Origin of the sequence: Rhizobium sp. NZLR1b, assembly GCF_019685155.1 — a bacterium.
Lineage (GTDB): Bacteria > Pseudomonadota > Alphaproteobacteria > Rhizobiales > Rhizobiaceae > Rhizobium.
Map to the genome: position 1 here is coordinate 1 of NZ_JABDWC010000033.1, position 18,777 is coordinate 18,777.

Genomic DNA, 18,777 nt, shown 5'->3' on the forward strand with positions numbered 1-18,777 from the left:
TCGACATACGAAAACAGCGACCCCGTCCGATCATCCCCGCCGCGCATCCAAATTCCCTCGAAATCACTTGCAAGATGGAATCATGTGTCCAGCCCAAAAGCCAGTGGGTTTTTCAGCAGCCTGCTAGAGCCTTTCCTGGTTAGATTGAAGCATTCTGTTGGCTCAAACGGATTCGGATGGTCGACCGGCCGGCGCGCGTCGTAGCCAAGCGCTACGGCTAGTGGACCATTCCGCCTGGTTTCGTCCTGTTGGAAAATTGGTGGACGAGCATGATACCCTGCTCGAGGAGCAATTCGGCCGCCCGCAGATCGCGGGGCGCAAGCTCCCCCGATAGTCCCCGGATCGTATTGGCGATGCAGATGGAGTTGGCGACGAAGCGGGCGTCGCCCTCCCCTCCTGCCTCCTCAGCGGTTGCCTCAAGGGCGTCGGCGACGGTGTCGAGCAGGCTCGACCGTTCGACAAGCGTCATGTCGTTCAGGGTTTTCGAAATCTCGTTCATGATTGTCTCCTCGCGCGTGCCCAAGCCGGGTCGGAGCGCCGATTTTCTCGATTTGAGTCAGATGGCTTTGACTGTCAGATGGAGATGGACGTCTGTAGAAACAACTCATAGCTGCTGCGCGCTTCACGCATGCGTGCGGCGAGCGGGGTGGCTCAATTCATCATTTCCCGCCGATCATTCCTGATGCTTCAGGAGGTCGGCAAGCATCGGGCGCTGGCCTTTCAAAAGCTTTGTTCCCGCGTCGGCCAGGGAAAACCAGCCCGCGCGATCGACCTCCGGAAAGCTCTTTAGCCGGCCCGATTTCGGGGGCCATTCCATTTGAAATTCAGAGCTCCGTATGGCGTTCACGTCCAATAGCGGATTGGCTTCGATCGACCACGCGACGACGATCTTGCCACTAGGCTGCCGGTATTCGCCCAGCGGTGTGACTATGCCGTCGACTGCAACACCCAGTTCTTCGGCAGTCTCCCTCATTGCCGCCGCCAGTTCATCCTCTTCCGGCTCGACCAATCCCTTCGGGATCGACCAGGCAGCCTCGTCTTTCCCAGCCCAGAAGGGACCGCCTGGATGGACGAGGAGAACTTCGAGGTCATTGGACACGCGCCGATAAATCAGAAGTCCGGCGCTGCGGATTGCCATCGCGTTGTGCCCTTCCTGCTTTCATCATGAGGCCAGACATTCCTCGCAGATGCCGCAGCCGTCGTCGTCCATCCATCGACACCGGCGTTTACAGCAAAGGCAAATACGGCCATCGGACTGGTCTTTTGTGTCTTCCGGAGGAATGATCTCGATCGTCGTATCGAATTGAGTGTCAGCCACAAGTTCCACCATCTCGTCGCTCCATCAGTCTATTGGACATGAGATAGGAGCGACTCCCGATGTCGGCAAGTTCTCGACCAGCGGCGCAATGAAAGTTGCGCGCTTTCACCTTGAGGGCGTCCCGTGCCGCCGGAACCTGGCGATATCAGTTGCTTGCTGGAATACGGGCGATGACCTTTATCTCGAAGTCGAAGCCGGCGAGCCAGTTGACGCCGAGTGCGGTCCAATTCGGATAGGGCGGCTTGCTGAAAATCTGTTGTTTGACGGCCATGATGGTTGCGAACTGGTTTTCAGGATCCGTGTGGAAGGTGGTGACATCGACGATATCATCGACCGTGCAGCCGGCTGCGCTGAGCGTGGCCTTCAGGTTTTCAAAGGCCAGCCGGACCTGGCGTTCGAAATCGGGTTCGGCTGTTCCATCCGAACGGCTGCCGACCTGTCCGGACACGAACAGCAGATCACCGGATCGGATCGCGGCCGAATAGCCGTGCTGCTCGTAAAGAGCGTGCCTGTCGGCAGGAAAGATTGCTTCGCGTTCAGTCATTCTGGTCTCTCTTTCTTGTTGGCAACGACCGATCAGCGCGGCGTAACGCTTCACAGGCTCGCGCACTATTTGATATACGGTACGTATGTGTGATATCTCGCATACGCAGCGTATGTCAATCCTATATACGTTACGTATGTGAATTTGAGGGGTCGGATGGCGAAAACACGCAGCGAAACGATGCAGGAAAACCGCGCCAAGTTGATCGCGGCAGCGCGAAAGGCTTTTGCGGAAAAGGGGTACTCCGCTGCATCGATGGACGAGCTGACCGCTGACGCCGGTCTGACACGGGGCGCGCTTTACCACAATTTTGGAGACAAGCGCGGGCTGCTGGCAGCGGTTGTCGATCAGATCGACATGGAAATGGCGGCGCGCGCCAAAGAGATCGGGGCTCTGGCGGGTAACGATTGGCGGGGCCTGCTCGCCGAGGGTGCGGCCTATATCCAGATGGCGCTCAATCCGGAAGTCCAACGCATCGTTCTGCTCGACGGACCTGCGGTGTTAGGCGATCCCTCGCAGTGGCCAAGCCAGAACACCTGTCTGCAGGTGACCAAGAGCACCGTCGAGCGCCTGATCGCACAGGGCGTCCTCAAGCCGCTTGACGCAGAGGCAACGGCCCGGTTGCTGAGCGGCGCGGCTCTCAATGCTGCTCTCTGGATTGCCGCCAGCGAAAATCCGCAAAACGTGCTGCCGAAAGCGGTCGACGCCTTTCATGCCTTGGCGGCAGGTCTGCTTTTGCAGCGTTTGTGATCGTTCGCTGCAGGTCAGCGTGCAAGGCTGCCGGCGGCGGCGATGATCTCCGCCGCGGTCGGGAAGATGGAGAGGCTGTTCGGTCCGTCGAGCGCCTCGATTCGTGCCCAGCCGACGGTGCCGTTCGCATTGACCATGAAGTGCCCGACGAGTTGGGTAGCGTGATTCGCGAAGATCGCATGATCGGCTTCCGTAAGCTCGAAGCGGTCCTTGGCGTTGAGTATGGTGTTGGCTTCCATCGGGTGCCGCGGTTCCGGCAGTTCGCCGGTAGGGTTGATGCGTGCCGCCTGGAACTGCGCCATCGTCGCGCTATAGGGCCATTCGGGCTGCTCGCCACTCCCATCGGGCAGGAACCCGGCATGCGGCACACCGTAGGCCCGATGCGTGCGGCAGTCCGGGTCACATAGAAGCGTTACCGGCGTCGGCCGGTGGCGGAAATACAGGCGGGCACGTTCCACCGGCGTGTTGATAACGGCCACGGTCTCCACCCCGGCGGCACGCAGGGTCGGCTCTACGCCGGCAAGCTGTTCCAGCTGACGCCGGCAGAACGGGCAGTGGAGCCCGCGAAAGAAGCCGATCAGGAACGGGCGACCGCTCAAGTCGGCGAAAGAGACTGTTCCGTCGAAGTTGGCCGTGGCTAGTGCAAACCCGGGCGCGGCTTCTCCAGGTTGCAGCGGGCGTTTCTGGTCTCCCATGGAATAATTCCTTTATCGTATCGTCCAGATGGATGACCGACATTTAACTATACCACGTGTCGCAAGAAGGCCCAGTGCTCGACATTGAGACCGCCGAATGTGGTTCGGCATCCCATTTGCCGCTGTCACTCCTTCACCGCCCCGGTCATCGAGGACACGTAATAATCCACGAAGAACGAGTAGAGGATGACCACCGGGAGTGAGCCGAACAGGGCTCCCGCCATCAGCGCCCCCCATTCGAAGACATCGCCGCGCACCAGTTCGGTCAGCACGCCGACGGGAATAGTTTTATTCTCCGAGGACTGAATGAACGTAAGAGCATAGATGAATTCGTTCCAGGACAGTGTGAAGGCGAAGATCCCGGCCGAAATCAGCCCCGGCACGGCGAGCGGCAGGATGATCTTGGTGAGAATCTGCCACCGGTTGGCGCCGTCCACGAGCGCGCTTTCCTCCAGCTCGAAAGGGATCGAGCGGAAATAACCCATCAGCAGCCAGGTGCAGAAGGGAATGAGGAAGGTCGGATAGGTGAAGATCAGCGCCAGCCGGGAGTCGTAGATCCCGAGCTTGAAGACGATGAAGGCAAGCGGGATGAAGAGGATCGAGGGCGGCACGAGATAGGCGAGGAAGATCACCAGGCCGACCGAACGCGAACCGGTGAAGCGGACGCGCTCGATGGCATAGGCGCCCAAGACCGAAGCCACAAGCGAGAGAAAGGTGGAGCAGACCGCCACCAGCATCGTGTTCCACAGCCAGCCCGGATAGGATGTCTCGAGGAACAGGTATTTGATGTGCGCGAGCGTCGGTCCCACCACCCAGAACGGGCTGTAATTGTTGTAGTCGGTCAGCTGGTCGTTGGGTTTCACCGCGGTGACCGCCATCCAGTAGAACGGGAAGAGCAGGACGAAGACGAAGACGGCCATCGGCAGGTAGAGCATCACGATCCGCCGCGGCAGGCGGTTCAGATAGCTCATGCCTTCTGCGTTGTCGGTCACGACCTGATCGGCGGTGGTTAAATTTGTCGACATCGTCACTCTCCTAATCCTTGGCCTTAATCCTGGCCGCCCTGCTGCCATTTGCGCCGTTGCAGGCCGAAGAAGCTGAACATGATCGCGCCGAGCAGGAAGGGCACCATTGCAACCGCGATCGCCGCACCCTCGCCAAGCTGGCCGCCGGGAATGCCGCGCTGGAACGAGAGTGTCGCCATCAGATGCGTCGCGTTGACAGGGCCGCCCTTGGTCAACACGTAGATCAGCTGGAAATCGGTGAAGGTGAAAAGCACCGAGAAGGTCATCACGACGGCGATGATCGGCGTCAGCATCGGCAGCGTCACATAGCGGAAACGCTGCCAACTCGTGGCGCCGTCGAGGGAGGCTGCCTCCTGCAGCGAGGCTGGGATCGTCTGCAGCCCGGCAAGCAGCGAGATCGCCACGAAGGGAATGCCGCGCCAGACATTGGCGACGATGACGGATATGCGCGCATTGATCGGGTCGCCGAGGAAGTTGATCGGTCCGCTGATCAGCCCCAGCTTCATCAGCGACCAGGAGATGATCGAGAACTGCGCATCGTAGATCCACCAGAAGGCCAGCGCCGACAGCACCGTCGGCACCACCCAAGGAAGCAGGACTATGGCCCGGAAAAAGGATTTGTAGGGCAGGTGCTGGTTGAGCAGCATCGCCAGCCAGAGGCCGAGCGCGAATTTCAGCACCGAGGCGACGGAGGTATAGAGGATGGTGTTGAAGACCGACAGCCAGAAGACCGAGTCGTCCATCAGGAACTGGTAGTTTTCCAGCCCGATGAAGACGCCGTCGCGGCCGATCCTGGTATCGGTGAAGCCGAGCCAGACGCCGAGCCCCAGCGGGTAGGTAAGAAAGCAGACAAGGAACACTGCCGCCGGCAGCATGAACAGGAAGCCGAGCACATTGTTGTTCTGCAGGAGCGAAGAGACCGGCCCACGTCTATCCCTCGAATTTGCCATCGACATTGCTTATCTCCAGATCGCGTTTGAACTCCCGGAGGAGGCTGCGGCATGCCGAAGGCCGGCACCCCGCTTGCTTTAGGAATAGTCAGAGCATGATGGCATCATGCTCCGACGCGCGGGTCAGACGCGATAGTAGCGGTTTGCCCGGCGTTCAGCTTCCTTCATCGCATCTTCCGGCGACATCTGACCGGTGACGGCGGCGGCATACATGTCGACCAGAACATAGTCGGCCATGGTCGCTGCTGAGGCATAGCCGAGCGGGCCGGCATAGCCGTTCGGGCGCAGCTTCTCCGAGGCGCGCGCATAGGGCGCGTGCACCGGATCGGCGGTCCAGATCGGGTTCTTGGCGAAGGCCTTGAGCGGCTGGCAGCAATAGGCGCTGGAGCCCTGGATCCAGGCATTCATCTGATCGGCTTCCATCATGAACTTGATGTAGGCCTTGGCCGCTTCTGGATATTTGGTGTGCTTGAAGAGAAGCAGCGAGCTCGTCTGGCAAAGTTCGACGCTCTTGCCGACAGGTCCGATCGGGAAGTTCGTCGTGCGGATGTCCTTGGCGATCTCGGCGAGCTTCGGGTCGTTCTTGGCGGTGTAATAGACCGAGACGCCGTTGGCGATCAGCGAGACCTGGCCGGCCAGGAAGGCGCGGTTGTTGTTGACGTCCTGCCAGCTCTCCGTGCCCGGAATGAAGGTCGCGTAGAGCTCCTTGGCATAGTTGATCGAAGCCAGCGTCTCGGGGCTGTTGATCGTTACCTTGCCGCCTTCGTCAACCATCATGCCGTTATGGCTCCACAGCAGCCAGTGGGCGTAGTTGTTGCCGTCGCCGACGGCCTTGCCATGCGGGAAGCCGGCCGGTGTGCCCTTTGCCTTCATGGCCTTGCAGAGTTCGAGGAAGCCTGCGGTATCGTTCGGGAATTCGTTGAAACCGGCGGCCTTGACGTGGCTGTCGCGATAGACGACGGCGTTGCCGATCGCCGTCAGCGGCATGGCGATGAAGGTGTCGCCGCGGGTCGCATAACCCTTAACACCGTCGTACCAGCCCTCATATTTATTGCCGAGATAATTGCCGAGTTCGGTGAGATCGACCAGCTTGTCCGGATACTGATGCGCGTCGTCGAACCAGCACATGATGAGATCGGGGCCGGAGCCGACATTGGCGGCAACGGCGGCCTTCGGACGGATGTCCTCCCAGCTTTCCTTGTCGATGCGCACTTCGACGCCGGTCGCTTCGGTAAACTTCTTGGTGTTGGCGATCCAGGCCTCCTCGTCGCCCTTGACGAAGGGTGTCCAGCGCAGCAGACGAAGGCTGGCACCGCTTTCCGGCGTGTAGCTCGGTTCGGCCTGGGCGAGAGATGGCCGAATGCCGAGGCCGGCGGCGCCGGCGACGGCAGCCGAGGCGGCAAGAAAGTCACGTCTTTTGATCCTCATGAGATTCCTCCTCATCAAAACGCGGGTGCGAACTCCCCGGCGCTCACCTCCCGCTTGGTGAACGACGGTCCTTGCATCCCTGAGAGGGGATGCGACCAACCTGCTGGCTGCGAGAGCTCCTCCGCCCCGCCGCTGCCGGACGGCGTCAGTCGGTTAATCTCCGGCCGCTCTCGGCATCGAAGAGATGAACATGCGCGGCGTCGATCGCAACGCGCAGAATTTCGCCCGGCCGCGCGTTGACGCGTTCGCGGAAGACGCAGCTGACATCGCTGCCGCCGAGCTTGAGGGTGAGATGGGTCTCATAGCCGGTCGGCTCGATCACCACGATTTCGCCGGGCAGGCCATTGGCGTCGAGCAAGATGTATTCCGGGCGAAGTCCGTAGACGAGGTCGCGGCCGATGGCGCCGGCCGGCGGATGGGCGACCGGCAGCGTCGTGCCGTCGGATGCCCTGAATTGCGTCGGGTTTTCCGGATCGAGCCTGCCCTTGATCATATTCATCGCCGGCGAGCCGATGAAGCCGCCGACGAAGAGATTGGCCGGCGTGTCGTAAAGCTCGAGCGGCGTGCCGATCTGCTCGACGACACCGTCATGCATGACGACGATCTTGTCGGCCATGGTCATCGCCTCGATCTGGTCGTGGGTGACGTAGACGGTAGTGGTTTTCAGTCGCTGATGCAGCTCCTTGATTTCGGCGCGCATGGCGACGCGCAGCTTGGCATCGAGGTTGGACAGCGGTTCATCGAACAGGAAGACCTCCGGATCGCGCACGATCGCCCGGCCCATGGCGACACGCTGGCGCTGGCCGCCGGAAAGCTGGCGCGGATAACGGTCGAGCAATTTGTCGAGACCGAGGATGCCGGCGGCGTATTTCACCCGCTTCTCGGCCTCGGCCTTCGGCGCCTTGTTCAGCATCAGCGAGAAGCCCATGTTCTGCTCCACCGTCATATGCGGATAGAGCGCATAGTTCTGAAACACCATGGCGATGTCGCGGTCCTTCGGCGGCAGCGTGTTGACCACGCGCCCGCCGATCTTGATCTCGCCGCCGGAAATGTTCTCAAGTCCCGCCAGCATCCGCAGCAGCGTGGATTTACCACAACCCGACGGGCCGACCAGGATCACGAACTCACCATCGGCGATGTCGATATCGACGCCTTTGATGACCGGAAATGCCCCGAATGATTTCCGCACATCCGCGAATTGAACGCCTGCCATACTCACTCCTCCCAGAAATCGAGCGCTACATGCTGTGTCTTCGTCTTGTCGTTATAATGAGGCTCCCGCCCCTCTCCTCAATCTCCTCGCGACGCACCCGGAGCGTCTTCGGCGAGGTAGACCTCGATCAGCTCGTCGACGCTGGTTTCGGCGGTGAAACCCAGTTGCGTCGCACGATCAGGCGCAAAGGATTTCGGCCATCCGGCGACGATCGCTTCAATGACCTCGTCGCGGCGACGGTCGATCAACTCAACCGCCTCGGGGCCGGCAACCCGGCGCAACGCGGCAATCTGGTCGGCAACGGTGGCTGCAACCCCCGGCATGGTCAGCGTGCGCCGCGCACCCAGCGACGATGTGTCGAGCGTCGCGGCGTGGATCAGAAATTTGACGGCGGAACGTGGGCTTGCCAGCCAGTGCTTGACCGTTTCCTCCACGGGAAGAACAGCCCGCTGGCCGGCGAGCGGTTCCCGCAGAATTCCGGAAAAGAAGCCGGATGCGGCGGCATTCGGGGCACCCGGCCGGATCACGATGGTCGGCAATCGAATTCCCACGCCGTCGATGAAGCCGCGCCGCGAATAGTCGGCGAGCAACAGCTCCGATATCGCCTTCTGCACGCCGTAGCTGGTGAGAGGCGCCTGGACGTAATCGTCGGGGATCGGATCGGGAAACGGCGAGCCATAGACCGCAATCGACGAGGAGAAGACGAACCGGGGAACATAGGCTTGCCGGCTTCCTTCACGACGGATCGCTTCCAACAAAGCTCGCGTGCCATCGAGATTGACCCGGTAGCCCAGTTCGAAATCGCGCTCGGCCTCGCCGGAAACGATCGCGGCGAGATGAAAGATCACGTCGGCCCGGCGAGCCGCCAGGGCTTCCGCGGCATCGCCTGCGGAAATATCGGCGGCTAGGGCTTCCACCGACGCAACGACGCCGGCTGGCACAGGCGGAGGGGCGATATCGGCGAGCGTCATGCGGGTGATCGTATCGGCGCCGAGGAAACCGCTGCGCGCCAAGCTGGCAGCGAGCTTCCGGCCGATCATGCCTCCCGCCCCGATAATGAGAATATGCATCGTATTCCCCCTGTCTTCGACTTCTGTCTCTCCTGCTCTTCGCCTGCGGCCTAGGCTAGGAGCAGCTTGGTTGTCGTATAAATGCGGGTTTCGTGGAGCGCGAAGGCCGCGCATGCGGCGTCCGGATCCCCAGTCTCCAAACCGGCGAGGATCAACCGGTGATCGGCGATGCTGGTGGCGATCGTCCCGGGCTGCGATACAACGCGCCTTCGGTGGCTGAGAAGGTAGGAATAGAGGTCGGCGGCCATGTCAGCCAGCACCGCGTTGCCGCTGGAGCGATAGATGGCGGTGTGAAATTCCCGGTCACAGATCAAGAAGCGAACAGGATCGTCACAGGCGGCTTCCTGTGCTGCGATCGACTGGCGGAGATAATCAAGCGTCGAAGGTTCCATCCTGACCGCGGCAGCCCTGACGACCTGCGCTTCGATCAGCAGCCGCGCCTCATGAACATTGTCGAGACTGTAGGCCGCAATGTCGCGATAGCGCGCCGCCTGAACAGCCAATTCGCCGACATCTTCAGACGCCACCACCGTGCGGGTTCCCTGCGCAACCGAGAGAATTCCATGCGTGGAAAGGATCAGGATCGCCCCGCGGACGGTCTCGCGGCTGACCGAGAGCGCGGCAGCCAGTTCACGTTCGCTCGGAAGCGGGTCACCTGTCTTGAGGATGCCGGTGGCGATGAAGGTCGCAATCTTCTGGACGACGAAGTCTTTCATCGACTTCTTCGGCGCTCCACCAAGCGTCGCAACGTCGTCTTCGAGCATGGCTCGAACATCCATCGCCATGCCCTCCCCCTGAGGTCTGCTGGTCCGATAAGTGGGCCAGTAGACCTCGAGGGCAAAGGATTGTCAACGCTTGATGTCCACGATCCACTCCGCTGTCATTTGGAGCGGTTTTGCGAAGGGCAATATCGGCCCTCAGAGAAAATTCATTCCGACAGGGACAGCTGACCACGGGCGGACTGTTATTCGCGTTCAGGCCGCGTTCGAGACTTTGCCAAGGCGTTTGATTGCCTGCTCCAGCGGGCGCTGGCCGTCGCAGTAATCCTCCCAGGCTGACGATTTCGACAGCAGTGCCGGCACGGTGCGGATGGTGAAGCGTTTGGGGTCCAGATCCGATTTGACCTGGCTCCAGGTCAGCGGCATCGAGACGGTTGCGCCCGGGCGCGCACGGGGCGATAAAGGTGCCACGGCCGTCGCCATCCGGTCATTGCGGAGATAGTCGAGGAAGATGCGGCCGTTCCTCAGGCTCTTCGTCATCTTGATCAGATAAAGTTCCGGATGGTCGCGCGCCATCTGCTGGCAGACGTCGTGCGCGAAGCTCTTCGCTTCTGCCCAGGAAAGCGGCTTGCGCTTGTTGATCGCAAGCGGCGTGACGACGTGCAGGCCCTTGCCGCCGGTCGTCTTGCAAAAGCTGATCAGACCCAGCGCGTCGAGACGATCGCACATTTCGCGGGCGGCGGAAACGACTGTGGAGAACGGCACGTCGGGGCCGGGGTCGAGGTCGAACACCAGCCGGCCGGGCACCTCCGGCTTATGCGGTTCGCAATTCCAGGGATGCAGCTCGACAGCGCCGATCTGCGCGACGGCAGCCAGACCCTCGACCCGGTCGATCTGCAGATAGGGCTTTTTGTCACCGAAGACCTTGACCAGTTCGAGAAGGTTCGAGGTGCCGGGCATCGCATGGCGCTGGAAAAACTGCTCGCCGCCAACCCCGTCGGGCGTTCGGATGATCGAACAGGGGCGACCCTTGATGTGCTCGATCATCCAGGTGCCGACGGCTTCATAATATTGGGCCAGATCCTCCTTGGTCACGGCTTTGCCATCATTGGCATCCGGCCACAGCGACTTGTCGGGATTGGAGATCAGTACGCCCATCACCTCGGCCTTGGCGCCTTTGCGGCGGATGGGTCTGCTCTTCACCGCCACCGCGGGCTCCGGCACTTCAGTCTGTGCGGGCTTCGCCGGCCGTTCGGCCTTGACTTCCCTGGCCGGCTTGTCCTCGCGCAGACCCTTGAAGGCGGCCTGGCGGGCCTGACCGTCGGCGGTCCAGCCTGCGAATTCGATTTCGGCGACGAGTTCCGGCTTCAACCAGGTGACCTCGGCCTCCCTTTTCGGCGCGCCGATCCCGGTAAAGGGCGATTTTGCCGTCTCGAGCGCCTTCAGCTTCGGAAGCAGCGTTTCCACCTTTTTCGCGCCATAGCCCGTGCCGACGCGGCCGACATAGACGAAGTGGTCGCCGCGATAGACGCCGACCAGCAGGGATCGGAATTTGCCATTGGTCTTGGCATAGGCGCCGATCACCACTTCGTGGCCGGCGCGGCATTTCGATTTCGCCCAGCTTTCGGTGCGGCCCGATTGATAGGGTGCATCGCCCTGTTTGGAGACGATGCCTTCCAGTGAGAGCTTGCAGGCAGAGCGAAGGACCGCATCGCCGTCGGTCTCGAAATGTTCGACGAAACGCAGGCGGGGATCACTGCCGGCATCCGACAGAAAGCTTCGAAGCCGCGCCTTGCGCTCGATGAGAGGCAGAGATCTCAAATCCTCGCCACCCTCATAAAGAAGATCGAAGGCGAAATAGACGAGATCGCCGGTCCTGCCCTCCGAAATGGCTGCCTGTAGGGCTGCGAAATCCGGTGCGCCATGGTCGTCGAGCGCGCAGATCTCGCCGTCGATGATGGCATTAGGCAGCACCGATGCCGCCTCGGCGATCTGTGGGTATTTGCCGGTCCAATCCAGGCCTTTCCTCGTCTTCAGCGTCACCTCGCCCTCGAGCGTGCGCATCTGGATGCGGTAGCCGTCAAACTTGATCTCGTGAATCCAGCCGGTGCCGGCCGGCGGCCGCTCCAGGGCCTGGCAAAGTTGCGGCTCAATGAAGTCTGGAAGGTCGACCCTTGCTGCCGTCTTGGGCTTCCTGTCGGCTCGGGCGTCCTCTTTTCGCTCTTCGGCGGCCAGCCCGTGATTGCTGTCCCAGACGGCATTCGCTTGAACATCACCACCCTTGATCATGAATGGCTTTGGCTTGCGGCCTTTGCCGGCCGCGATCATATCCATCGCTCGGCCGGAGGCGACCGAGGTGTCGTTCTCTTCCAGGATCGCTGCGCCATTCTCATCGACCGAGAATTCGTCGTGGTGCTTGATTAACAGCCAGTTGGTTCGCTTGCCGCGATCGCGGTCATTACGCATGCGCACCAGCACGAAGCTTCCGTGCAGCCTTTCGCCTTCCAGGGTGAATTTGAAGTCACCCTTGGCGAGCGCCTGCTCCGGACTTTTCTTTCCCTCCGGCTCCCAATAGCCGCGGTCCCACAACATCACCGTGCCGCCGCCATACTGCCCTTTCGGGATCGTGCCTTCGAAATCGCCATAATCGAGCGGGTGATCCTCGACCTCGACAGCCAGCCGCTTGTCGTGCGGATCGAGCGATGGGCCCTTGGTGACCGCCCATGATTTGAAGACGCCGTCGAGTTCGAGCCGCAGGTCGTAATGCAGCCGGGTGGCATCATGTTTCTGGATGATGAAGCGACGGCGATTGCTGCGCGCGCTCTGCTTATCGCCGCTCGGCTCCGTCGTCTTTTGAAAGTCGCGCTTCGATCGATATGTCGAGAGGTTGTCACTGGCCATGGTCGTTCCCCAAACAGCATATCCGAGCATGGAATGCCGGCTGGCGGCTGGAAGTTCCATGGTGGCCTGCTCTTGCTGAATATTGGCAACACGCGCGTCTATTCCAAGCCTCACCGCATCGCGAACGTGGCCTTCGATACTTCGAATGACGGCCAGGCGTGCCGACCGGGCCGAACAAACCGGCACCCACCGATTGTCGGCCACAGGAAGCGGCGAGGCGATGAAAAAAATTCGCCGTCGCGTCGTATCGTTCTCATGCCTCAAACGTTAATTGCTACCACCGGGATGCAAACATGCGCGTTGACCAATGGCTTTCCCTTCTCATCATCGCGCTCATGATGGGCGCCTTCGTATGGGGTCGTTATCGATACGATATCGTCGCCGTGAGTTCGCTGCTCGTTGCCATCATTGCCGGCATCGTGCCTGCCAAAGCTGCCTTTTCCGGTTTTGCCGATGACATTGTTATCATCGTTGGCAGCGCGCTCATCGTCAGTGCGGCGATATCCAGATCGGGGATCATGGATGTCGCGTTGCGCCGATTTTCTCCCGAAAGACGCGGGCCGCGGATGCAGCTGATCATTTTGGTTGCCATTGTCGCCGCCCTGTCAGCTTTCGTCAAAAATATCGGGGCGCTGGCAATCATGATCCCGGTTGCCGTGCAAATGGCGCGGAAATCACGCGTATCGCCGTCGATGTTCCTGATGCCGATGTCTTTCGCCTCTCTGCTCGGAGGGCTTATGACGCAGATCGGCACATCACCGAATATCATCGTTTCCCGGGTGCGTGAGGAAATCACCGGGCAGCCGTTCACGATGTTCGACTATACGCCCGTCGGCCTGGCGCTCGCGGTCACCGGCGTTGTCTTTCTGGGGCTGTTCTACAAGCTGCTTCCGGAAAGAACCCGGGCAGAAACCTCGATGGATGAGGCGGTGGCGATCAAAAACTACACGACCGAGGCCAAGGTCGTCACGCCGTCGGCGGCGATTGGCCGGTCCGTCAGCTGGCTGCAGAAGCCCGCCGGCGGCGATGCGATGGTGACCGCAATTATCGGTGGCAGCGGCCAAAGACGAACGCCGCTTCCCGACACAGTGCTCAAGGATGGCGACCGTCTTATCATCGAGGGCGAGCAGAGCGCTCTCGACAAGATCGTCAGTGAAGCCAGGCTTCAACTGTCCGATCGTAAACACGAGCCGGAGACACGCCAGGACATCAGTTCCGTTGAAGCCATCGTCGGCGAACATTCCCGTTTGATCGGCGTCAGCGCAAAAGACGTCTCTCTCTTCCACAATACCGGCCTCAACCTTCTTGCCGTCAGCCGCCGGGACAGGCGCTTCACCGAGCGTCTGGGCGAGATCAAGATCCGCAACGGCGACGTCGTGGTCTTGCAGGGCGACTTGCAGAAGCTGCCGGATCTTTTACGCGAATGGGGATGTTTGCCGCTGGTCGTACGGGATTTGAAGCTCGGCAACGCCCGCAACGGCATGATCCCCGTCATCATCCTCTTGGCCACCATGGGGGCGACAGCCTTCGGCGGCATTCCTGTCGCGACAGCATTTTTTGCCGCCGCCTTTCTGATGGTGGTCACCGGATCTATTCCCTTGCGCGAAGTCTATCATCATCTTGATGCGCCCATTTTGATCATGCTGGCCGCTCTCATCCCGATCAGTGACTCGCTGAGAACCACGGGAACCACCGACATCATCGCGGACCTCCTGTCGCGGATCGCCGAGATGCTCCCGCCGTTCGGCGCTCTGGCTCTGATCCTGGTTGCGGCCATGGCCGTGACCCCATTTTTGAACAACGCAGCAACTGTTCTGGTCATGGCGCCGATCGCCGCGACTTTTGCCGCCAAGCTGGGCTTTCGGCCCGATGCTTTTCTGATGGCGGTGGCCATTGGTGCCGGCTGTGATTTCCTCACGCCCATCGGGCATCAGTGCAATACGCTGGTTATGGGGCCGGGCGGATATCGATTTGGCGACTATGCGAGATTGGGCCTGCCGCTCTCGCTCATTGTCGTGCTGGTCAGTGTGCCCGCCCTGCTGGCGGTCTGGCCGATGTGAGCCGGCGGGGTCGGCCTACTCCGCGAGGCAATTCAGGCTGGGCCATCGGCGCAGCCTTGGTGCGTTATTTCCACTGCGTCGCGTCGGCGGCAGCGCAGCCATATGGCGGCAGGGAACCGGCAAAGGTGATTTTCAGCTTGGCGCAGCCCCAGCTGTTGATCGGACCGGGCATGGAATTGTTGAGGGTGATGCCGATTTCGTCATAGGGGCTATCGGTGTTGGAGATATAGCGATACCAGCGGAAACCGGTAAAAACGACGAGAGCAAGAGCGATCGTCAGCAGCAGGCGAACTAATTTTTTCACGATATTTCCTTATATGCAAAGGTCGCCGTTTAGCACTCCCATGTCGATGCTGATAGCTCCGGCCAGGTGCAAGACGCGCGTTCGGTAATGGCAGTTTGAAAAATATCCGGCGCAATCGATTCTTTGACGGGATCTGCAATGACCATCGAAGCAGCACGTAATTCGCATCCCATCTACTTCATCGGAGCTTTTGCGACGGGTGGGCTCTTAACGTTCATGGTGCATCTCAACGGTGAGTTGGCACGGGTCGGCAATCCCATGTTCTCATCTTGGACCGCTCACGGCACAGGCATGGTCGCCGCCGTCATTCTTCTTTTAGCGCTCAACCGCCGCCGCGCTCCGATGGTGGGTAAAACCGACAGAGCGCCCTTATGGGCCTATCTCGGTGGTGTATCCGGGGCCGCAACGGTTATTCTGACCTCGACCGCGGTCAACTCGCCGCTCGGGCTCTCCGGCACCTTGGCTTTGGGTTTGGCAGGCCAGGTCGCCTTCAGCCTGGCGGCCGACAGTTGGGGTCTATTCGGACTGCCCAAGCGGCGCCCGGACATGCGGGACATCGCCGCGCTCGGCCTGGTCGTCACCGGCGGCGCACTCATTATCCTGTTTGGGCGAGGTGCGGCGTGACAGTGTTCGTTCTCCTGGCTTGCCTCGGCGGCGTGCTCGTCGGCCTCAGTCGTCAGCTCAATGGGCGGTTGAGCATATCCACAACGCCGCTGATCGCATCCTTCTGGAATCACGCCGTAGGCTTTGCGGTTCTTACATGCCTTGGTCTCGTTGTCGGAGGCCTGCTTCCAGCTGAAGCCGCCGAGGCGCCTTGGTATGTCTTTTTGGGTGGTCCGATCGGCGTCGTTTTCGTGGCGGCAGGCAGCTGGGCGATTGCTCGGATAGGCGCGGTCAATGCGGCTCTGCTGATCATTGGCGGCCAGATGGTAACGGGGGTGGCGTTTGATTATCTTCGCGCCGTGCCGACGTCGTTCTGGGCGAACGCCACCGGAATTGTTCTCATCGTCGGCGGAATGATGGTCAGCCGGCGGCGACGCAAAGCCGGCGGCTCGCAATAGCTGTGCGCGTCGAACAGCACGGCAACCCCTGTCGGAGTTGTCGGAGGCAGTGGATATTCTCGGAGTTTAACGGCTGGTTCGTTCGTCCAAGGTGGAAAGAGCGTCCTGCAGTCTCAGCGCCGCAAGTGCCCTCGTTGCCTCATCCGGAGACCATCCCGCTTCCAGTGCCGCGGATAGAACCAGCGATTCCGTTTGGAGCTCGAGCTTCTCATAAAGCGGCTCGATGGCTTCGCGCGCGGTGACGACGTGCTGGTCAGGTGGGGTGATGGGTGTCGCAGCAACCGTAGGCATGAATGCTCCTCCTTTTGAACGCTAAGGTTCGAAACCCAATGACAGGCATCCTTGTTCCGTGCACATCGCATTTTGGCCTGATCATCGATGACAGAACGTATTCTGCAATCCCGACGGTCGATACTTCGTCGTCTGAAGCCGTCTCCAGCGTCGAGCGAAAACCTTCGCTCGATGAAAGCCAGCGGGCAGGCTACCGCATAATTGCTTAAATCGGAAGCGACTTGAGGATTGTGCCGCGATTCAAGCTGTTGCAGCGCTCTTTGCGCTTCATGAAGAGGCGAGGAAGCCTTCCGTATCCTCCGCCACGAATGTTCGTTCGCCTTTGGGCAGCATCGCATCGCCATGCTTGCAAGGTAGGGACAATCAGGCATCCGCCAGAAAGACCACTAAGAATCCTGCCTCTACAAATCGATCACGATGTCGCCCTTAGGCTTCGAGCAGCAGATCAGCACGTTGCCGTCCGCCGGCGCATCGACCGGGTCGGGCCGGTAGTCGACGCTCCCTGCTACAAGCCCGGTCTCGCAGGTGTGACAGACGCCGGTTCGGCACGACCATCGCACCGGCACGTCGCAGGCCTCCGCCAGTTCGAGCAGGCTCTGGAATGTCGGCTCCCAGCGCACATTAAGACCGGTGCGCGCAAACGACACCAGCGGCCCCGAGCCTGGAGACCCCGCCGGTGAATGTGGTGGACGAGGCGGCGAAGCAGACATTCCGGGGGTTATCGACGGACCGGCGCCGAACATCTCGCTGTGGATGCGATCCGGGGCGATGCCCAGGGCTATCAGTCCGACGGTCAGATCGCTCATGAATGTCGAGGGCCCGCAGATATAGACATCACAATCGCGCGGCAGGTCGAGTGCTCTTAGCGACTGCACATCCAGACGGCCGTAAGCGTCGAAATCCAGCTTCGGCCGATCCTCGGGGTCGGGCAAACTGTAGCGAATGTGGCTGCGATGGTGAGCAAGCGTCCCGAGCAGCCCGCGCGCCTCCTCGGCAAACGGATGTTCGCGGCCGTTGCGGGTAGCGTATAACCACCAGACTTGCCGGGTCGACGCTTCGGCCGCCAGAACGTGAAGCATCGCCAGCACCGGTGTCACGCCGATACCCGCACTCAAGAGAACTATTGGCGAGGCGCCCGGCCGCAACGTGAAACTGCCGCGTGCGGCGCTTGCCTGCACGATGTCTCCAATCTGCAGTTCGTCATCGATGTAACAGCCGGCAAGGCCATGGGGCTCCCGCTTGACGCTGACGCGATAATGGCTGGCGCTGGGCTCGCCTGACAGCGAATAGCTACGCATCATCGCCGGCGCAGAAGCTGGCCCGAACCGCAGCACCACGAACTGCCCAGGCAGTGCCGCGGTAACGGGTTGGCCATCCGTCGGTTCGAGCAGGAGGGAGGTCACGTTGCCGCTTTCCCGCACCTTGCGCGACACACGCATAGGGCGGAAACCGCGCCATGCCGGCGGCGGGCCGGATGCGGCGGCGAGCCCGGCATTTCCCGTCGTTGCCCCCTCCTCCCGCCTCTGCTTGAGCAGCGCCTCGAATGAACCACGCCAGCCGGCGCTCAGCGCCGGGATGCGCAGCGCGCGCTCCAACTGGTCACGAGGATGGCCGGGCATGTAAAGCAGCGCGTTGATCGCAAAAATGCTCATGCCTTCGGGGCCGGACGCAACCTTCGTGATCTCGTCGCCTGCCCGCACGTCTCCTTCTTCGAGCACACGCAAATAGAAGCCGGGACGGCCATGTTTGACCAGCAACGCGGCCATCTGCGGCTCGTCCATGCGTATACCAAGCCGGTAGCAAGTGACGCGCGGCTGCGTCACCTCGAACAGCGCGGCGCCGATCCGATAACGGTCTCCAATGCAGACTTCTGCGTCAGGCAAACCATCGATGGTAAAATTCTCTCCGAACTGCCCGTAGACAAAGTCGTCGCGGCGCAACTGCTCCTGCCAGTACCGGTAGGAATCGATCTGATAGACAAAGACCGCACGGCCTTCACCGCCATGGCCGGCGAGGTCGGCTTGTCCATCGCCGTCCACGTTCAACCGCCGCACCATGCGCGGGCCATCGACCGGCGTTTTCCAAATGGCGGTGTTGACGATCTTGCCTTGCCAAGTGATGTCGCGCGGCAGGCCCACATTGACGGAAAGCAAGCGTACCATGACATTTCTCCCGAATGATCATCACCGCAATTTCGAGATCGATAGAGGATGGCTGCATGATGAGCCCGTCTCTTCGCGAGGGTGCTCCAGTGACGTCCTCCGGTGGCTCTCGCGATCATAGGCTTGCCCATAGAACCACAGAAGGGCTTTTCGATCGATCATACCATGGTGTCCCCGCCGGGGTCCCTTCCAGTCCGCGAGCCGGCAGGCAAGGCCTGCCGTTTCCCCGCGCGGGTCGAACCGCAGAGCAATCTAGATGTGAACGGAAATCATAGGGTTGTCGCAG

18 protein-coding genes are annotated in these 18,777 nt (G+C 60.9%); 4 read left to right on the plus strand and 14 right to left on the minus strand.

The features are described 5' to 3' along the window. Nucleotides 1-217: 217 nt before the first annotated feature. The 3 genes from HJB84_RS30370 to HJB84_RS30380 form a co-directional block, all read right to left on the minus strand. The gene (locus HJB84_RS30370; protein ID WP_221117728.1) at nt 218-499 is read right to left on the minus strand and encodes a hypothetical protein; all 282 of its coding nucleotides are present in this window, start codon (nt 497-499) and stop codon (nt 218-220) included. Between the two features lie 174 nt (nt 500-673). After that, complete coding sequence (locus HJB84_RS30375; protein ID WP_221117729.1) at nt 674-1,138, minus strand: NUDIX domain-containing protein; 465 nt, start codon at nt 1,136-1,138, stop codon at nt 674-676. Between the two features lie 325 nt (nt 1,139-1,463). Beyond that, nucleotides 1,464-1,862, minus strand: coding sequence for a RidA family protein (locus tag HJB84_RS30380; RefSeq protein WP_221117730.1), 399 nt, complete (start codon nt 1,860-1,862; stop codon nt 1,464-1,466). A gap of 156 nt (nt 1,863-2,018) precedes the next feature. Between HJB84_RS30380 and HJB84_RS30385 the strand changes: the two genes are divergently transcribed. Then, nucleotides 2,019-2,612, plus strand: coding sequence for a TetR/AcrR family transcriptional regulator (locus tag HJB84_RS30385; RefSeq protein ID WP_221117731.1), 594 nt, complete (start codon nt 2,019-2,021; stop codon nt 2,610-2,612). Nucleotides 2,613-2,626: 14 nt separating this feature from the next. Here the strand turns inward: HJB84_RS30385 and HJB84_RS30390 are convergent, their stop codons facing one another. The 8 genes from HJB84_RS30390 to ligD all read right to left on the minus strand — a co-directional run bounded on the left by HJB84_RS30390 (nt 2,627) and on the right by ligD (nt 12,613). Then, the gene (locus HJB84_RS30390; protein ID WP_207585275.1) at nt 2,627-3,307 is read right to left on the minus strand and encodes a redoxin domain-containing protein; all 681 of its coding nucleotides are present in this window, start codon (nt 3,305-3,307) and stop codon (nt 2,627-2,629) included. 125 nt (nt 3,308-3,432) lie between these two features. Continuing rightward, on the minus strand, nt 3,433-4,332 hold the full coding sequence (locus HJB84_RS30395; RefSeq protein WP_221117732.1) for a carbohydrate ABC transporter permease: 900 nt from the start codon (nt 4,330-4,332) through the stop codon (nt 3,433-3,435). Nucleotides 4,333-4,355: 23 nt separating this feature from the next. Next, nucleotides 4,356-5,288, minus strand: coding sequence for a carbohydrate ABC transporter permease (locus HJB84_RS30400; protein WP_207585277.1), 933 nt, complete (start codon nt 5,286-5,288; stop codon nt 4,356-4,358). A 117-nt stretch (nt 5,289-5,405) separates the two neighbouring features. Next, nucleotides 5,406-6,710, minus strand: coding sequence for an ABC transporter substrate-binding protein (locus HJB84_RS30405; protein WP_221117733.1), 1,305 nt, complete (start codon nt 6,708-6,710; stop codon nt 5,406-5,408). A 145-nt stretch (nt 6,711-6,855) separates the two neighbouring features. After that, nucleotides 6,856-7,923 (minus strand): ABC transporter ATP-binding protein, encoded by a 1,068-nt coding sequence (locus tag HJB84_RS30410; protein WP_207585279.1) that lies wholly within the window; start codon nt 7,921-7,923, stop codon nt 6,856-6,858. 77 nt (nt 7,924-8,000) lie between these two features. Beyond that, a complete protein-coding gene (gene denD, locus HJB84_RS30415) occupies nt 8,001-8,993 on the minus strand; it encodes a D-erythronate dehydrogenase (RefSeq protein WP_207585280.1) in 993 nt (330 codons plus the stop codon). Nucleotides 8,994-9,043: 50 nt separating this feature from the next. Then, nucleotides 9,044-9,772 carry a FadR/GntR family transcriptional regulator gene (locus HJB84_RS30420; protein WP_207585633.1) on the minus strand — a complete coding sequence of 243 codons (729 nt, stop codon included), beginning with the start codon at nt 9,770-9,772 and terminating at the stop codon, nt 9,044-9,046. Between the two features lie 195 nt (nt 9,773-9,967). Continuing rightward, on the minus strand, nt 9,968-12,613 hold the full coding sequence (ligD, locus tag HJB84_RS30425; RefSeq protein WP_221117734.1) for a DNA ligase D: 2,646 nt from the start codon (nt 12,611-12,613) through the stop codon (nt 9,968-9,970). A gap of 293 nt (nt 12,614-12,906) precedes the next feature. On the opposite strand from ligD, the gene HJB84_RS30430 reads away from it, so the two are divergent. Continuing rightward, complete coding sequence (locus HJB84_RS30430) at nt 12,907-14,673, plus strand: SLC13 family permease (protein ID WP_221117735.1); 1,767 nt, start codon at nt 12,907-12,909, stop codon at nt 14,671-14,673. Between the two features lie 64 nt (nt 14,674-14,737). On the opposite strand, the gene HJB84_RS30435 is transcribed toward HJB84_RS30430, so the two are convergent. Beyond that, a complete protein-coding gene (locus HJB84_RS30435) occupies nt 14,738-14,977 on the minus strand; it encodes a hypothetical protein (RefSeq protein ID WP_207585283.1) in 240 nt (79 codons plus the stop codon). Nucleotides 14,978-15,115: 138 nt separating this feature from the next. Between HJB84_RS30435 and HJB84_RS30440 the strand changes: the two genes are divergently transcribed. Together HJB84_RS30440 and HJB84_RS30445 are read left to right on the plus strand one after the other, a co-directional pair. Continuing rightward, nucleotides 15,116-15,601 carry a DMT family transporter gene (locus tag HJB84_RS30440; RefSeq protein ID WP_221117736.1) on the plus strand — a complete coding sequence of 162 codons (486 nt, stop codon included), beginning with the start codon at nt 15,116-15,118 and terminating at the stop codon, nt 15,599-15,601. Next, nucleotides 15,598-16,038: a DMT family transporter gene (locus HJB84_RS30445; protein ID WP_207585285.1), complete on the plus strand. Its 441-nt coding sequence runs from the start codon at nt 15,598-15,600 to the stop codon at nt 16,036-16,038. Before HJB84_RS30440 ends, HJB84_RS30445 begins: the two co-directional genes overlap by 4 nt. 66 nt (nt 16,039-16,104) lie before the next feature. Here the strand turns inward: HJB84_RS30445 and HJB84_RS30450 are convergent, their stop codons facing one another. Next, nucleotides 16,105-16,329 carry a hypothetical protein gene (locus tag HJB84_RS30450; RefSeq protein ID WP_207585286.1) on the minus strand — a complete coding sequence of 75 codons (225 nt, stop codon included), beginning with the start codon at nt 16,327-16,329 and terminating at the stop codon, nt 16,105-16,107. 401 nt (nt 16,330-16,730) lie between these two features. Further along, a complete protein-coding gene (locus HJB84_RS30455) occupies nt 16,731-18,491 on the minus strand; it encodes an MOSC and FAD-binding oxidoreductase domain-containing protein (protein ID WP_207585287.1) in 1,761 nt (586 codons plus the stop codon). Nucleotides 18,492-18,777: the final 286 nt, after the last annotated feature.